At 47.4% G+C, this 4137-nt stretch carries 3 protein-coding genes; 2 read left to right on the top strand and 1 reads right to left on the bottom strand.

The features are described 5' to 3' along the window. Positions 1–1713 (top strand): glycoside hydrolase family 2 protein (locus tag GX419_08735; GenBank protein NLI24776.1); only part of this gene is annotated, 1713 nt, incomplete at its 5' end. Between the two features lie 238 nt (positions 1714–1951). Here GX419_08735 and GX419_08730 read toward each other — a convergent pair. Continuing rightward, positions 1952–3415 (bottom strand): alpha-L-fucosidase, encoded by a 1464-nt coding sequence (locus tag GX419_08730; GenBank protein NLI24775.1) that lies wholly within the window; start codon positions 3413–3415, stop codon positions 1952–1954. A gap of 207 nt (positions 3416–3622) precedes the next feature. Here GX419_08730 and GX419_08725 point away from each other — a divergent pair. Then, positions 3623–4137 (top strand): peptide-N-glycosidase (locus GX419_08725; protein ID NLI24774.1); only part of this gene is annotated, 515 nt, incomplete at its 3' end.

The following is a 4137-nucleotide window of genomic DNA, read 5'->3' as shown; positions in this document are numbered from 1 at the left end:
TCCACTCTGAAAACCGAGACGACTATTCCGGCCGGTTCGACAGGCGAAGTAACGCAGGAAGCTACTGTCACTTCTCCAAACTTATGGTCGGTTAGCCATCCTGTCCTTTATAAAGCTTTGACACAGGTGCTGGCCGGAAGCGAAGTAACCGATGATTATGAAACGCCCTTTGGTATCCGGTATTTTGCATTTGACCGCGAAAAGGGATTTTTCCTGAACGGAGAACCGATGAAAATACTGGGCGTGTGCAATCATCACGATCTGGGCTGTCTTGGAGCAGCCATCAATACCCGCGCTCTGGAACGCCAGCTTGAAATTCTGAAGGCCATGGGGGCTAATGCCATCCGCACCTCCCATAATCCTCCGGCGCCGGAGCTTTTGAATCTATGCGACCGGATGGGTTTTCTGGTAATGGACGAGGCCTTCGATATGTGGAAAATCAACAAAACACCATTCGACTATGGCCTTGATTTCGATGAATGGCATCAAGCCGATCTGCGCGATATGATTTTGCGCGACAGGAACCATCCCAGTGTTATCATCTGGAGTATTGGAAATGAAATACCCGAACAGTGGGATACCAGTGGACTGCGCATTGCACCTGAACTGGCAGGAATCGTTAAATCGCTTGATCCGACCCGCCCGATTACTTCAGCCTGCAACAACCCAAATCCTAAAAACTATATTATCCGTTCCAATGTGCTTGATTTGATCGGATACAACTACCATATTGAATATTTCCCGAGTTTTCTGGACAGTTTCCAGCGGGGTGCATTCATTGCCTCGGAAACCACCTCTGCCTTAGCTACCCGCGGGAGCTACGATATGCCTTCCGACTCGGTACGGATATGGCCTACCGACTGGCGGAGTCCTGATATGAGCGTTATGAACAAAGATTTTACCTGTTCTGCCTATGACAATTGCCGGGTTCCATGGGGTTCAACCCACGAAGCCACCTGGAAAGTGATAAAAAAATATGATTTCCTTTCCGGGTTGTTCATATGGACCGGCTTTGACTACCTGGGTGAACCAACACCATATCCATGGCCTGCCCGAAGCTCCTATTTCGGAATTGTTGATCTGGCAGGATTTCCAAAAGATGCCTATTACATGTACCAGAGCGAATGGACCAACACCCCAGTATTGCACATATTCCCCCACTGGAACTGGAAGGAAGGACAGACGGTAGATGTATGGGCCTACACCAACGCCGAGGAAGTTGAATTGTTCCTGAACGGCAAGTCGATGGGCACAAAGCGTAAACAGGGCGACGACCTGCACCTCATGTGGCGTCTTACCTGGGAGCCAGGCACAGTGAAGGCTATTGCCCGCACAGGAGGGAAGGAAGTGCTCACAAAAGAAATTCACACCGCCGGAAAACCGGCCCGTATTCTGCTTGAACCTGACAGGACCAAACTGAAAGCTGACGGAAAAGACCTTTCGTTTGTCAAAATCAGCATACTGGACGATAAGGGAAATATAGTACCCTATGCCGACAATCTGGTAAAGTTTGAAGTAAATGGCGCAGGGAAGCTGCGGGCAACCGACAACGGAAATCCTGTCAGTATGGAGTCATTCCAGACCAGCGAACGCAAAGCCTTTCACGGGCTCTGCCTGGCGGTGATTCAGGCATCGGATAAAGCAGGAAAAATCACCCTGAAGGCTGTTTCAGACGGACTGCCGGAAGCTTCAGTTACCATTGCAGCTGAATAATTAAAATTCCTCTGCCTGTAAAACAGGAGTTATCTAATAACTTCGTTTTTCAGCATCCCTGCCAGGAATATAAAATTTCAGTCGGTTGGCATTGTGCCCACCGACTGAAATTTCATTGCCGTAATTCTGAATCTTCGGATAAAAGAATTAATGGGTGAATCCTGCCGGAGCAATCCCTTGCAGAAATCGCGGAAATCGGAAGCACTATGTCGGCTTGGATGCCTGCATGTGGTAAAGCTCATTGTATTTTACTCACTTTAATCACCCATGCATACTTACAGGGAGGATTTTTCCTTATTCGTTCAGGTACAGAAACCGCAAAGCCATCTCCGACCGGTTTCCACGAGAGGGAACCTTTGGCACCGAGCAGGGTAACAGAAGCCCCTGAAGCCGGCCTGTGCGACTGGATTTTTACAGACGCCGGCAATGCTTCCTTTTCATCAGCCAGGTAAATAAAATAGGCACTTCCGTCTTTTCCTCTGGTCATAACAATCTTTCCTTCCTTGCAGGGGGGCAGAATGCGGCTGCCATAAATGGCCTCACCGTTAACTTTAAGCCAGGCCCCATATTCCTTCAGCAGGTCATAGGCGCCCTGCTGCCATGTGCCGTCGGGACCGGGTGCTATGTTCAGCAGAAGATTCCCGCCTTTTCCGACAATGTCAGCCAGCAGATGAATTCCTTCTCTTCCGCTCATATATCTGGCACCGGGGGTAAAAGACCATCCGCCTCCTGAAATTATGCATGATTCCCACGGATACGGCAGCGGCTGAGCGGGAACCCTGTTTTCAGGCGTTAGGTAATTCTGATTTTTTCCGTATACTGCCCTATCAACAACAATCAGTCCCGGCTGTTTCTCCCGGCATTTCTGCACCAGTTCATCCATGCGGATATCCTGATTGATGATCTGACTTTTCAGATAGCCTGACGATACTTCCTTCATTTTGTTTTCATACCATTCACGAATTATTTCTTTAGGTTTTCTGGCTACCCAGCCCCCGTCAAGCCACAGGATGTCCATCGGCCCATATTCTGTCATCAGCTCCAGTATCTGATTGTGCGTGTACTCCACAAACTTGTTCCACCGTTCCGGATAGGCTTCGGGATCATAATTTACATTCCTGTCACGGGGCGGAAAATTGGGCCACCAGTAATATTCACTATGCCAGTCGGGCTTTGAAAAATAGGCTCCCACCATAAATCCCTCTTTACGGAATGCGTCAAAAATCTCCTTAGCTATATTGGCCCGGGGATTTGAATGAAAAGGACACTCCGGCGAGGTAATTTTATAGTCAGTATATTTTGTATCAAACATACAAAAGCCATCGTGGTGTTTGGTGGTGAAAACCACATACTTCATTCCCGCCTCACTGGCTGCCTTAGCCCATATTCCCGGATCAAACTTTTCGGGATTGAAGGTCTTTTTCAGCCCTTCGTATTTCTGCACGTATTCATTGTAGTTTTCAATACTGCGGCGGCACCATCCTTCGTCTTCCGGACAAATGGACCAGGATTCCACAACCCCCCACTGGCTGTATGGACCCCAGTGCATCAAAAGGCCAAATTTAAGATCCTGCCACCTGGACAGCTTTTCCAGTACCAGAGGGTCGGTTTCAGGAACATACCTGTGGTCTTCTTCCTGAGAAATTACAGTAGCCGAGAAAAAAACCGACCATAACAACAAAAGGAATACCTGCTTTTTCATGGTTTTTTCATTTTACATTGTACTTTATTTTATCATCCATGGCCGAAAGATACATGTTTCTCTGTAAGAAAAATCTGACTTTCTTCATTTGCATGAAATACCAACGTTGCTATTTTTGCTTGTGTTGCTTAACTTAATTTTCTCACCATCTCTATGTTTTTTAATCAATTCGGTCGCAAAAGATGCTTTGAGCTTAAAATCAATGCCATGAAACAAATTCTGCCTTTTGTTTTCTTTGCAGTTCTTATGTGGGGGCCTTTTTCAGTCAATGCCCAGTCAAACGTATTGCATGTAGTTACGCACAGGAGAGTAACAGTAACAACCGATCCGTCAAAGGGAATACATCTGTATCCGGCATGGGGAAAATTTCCTGACAAAAACGTGTCAGTACGCCGTATCATCATGAAGGTTGTTCTGGGTTGTCCTGATTCACTGCCCTGTGCACACTGGGATTACCTTGATCCGATCTATCTGAGAAAGGCCGGAGGTACAAGCGGCAAAGTGTACAATTATGAACTCAGCCGCATGCTGACGCCCTATGGAAGCATCTTTACAAAAGACTGGCAGTGGGAATGGCAGGCAGACGTAACTGACTTTTCGGCCCTTCTGCGCGACAGCGTTGAAATTGTTTATCAGCATTCCGGATATGAAACCACTTCCGTGGGATGGGCGGTAACCATTGATTTTGAAATCACTACCGGACCTGAAATAGTTCATCCTCT

It is taken from the genome of Bacteroidales bacterium (assembly GCA_012517825.1).
GTDB lineage: Bacteria > Bacteroidota > Bacteroidia > Bacteroidales > JAAYUG01 > JAAYUG01.
Note: the sequence above shows the minus strand (reverse complement) of the source record. Positions and strands in the feature narration are given on the sequence as shown.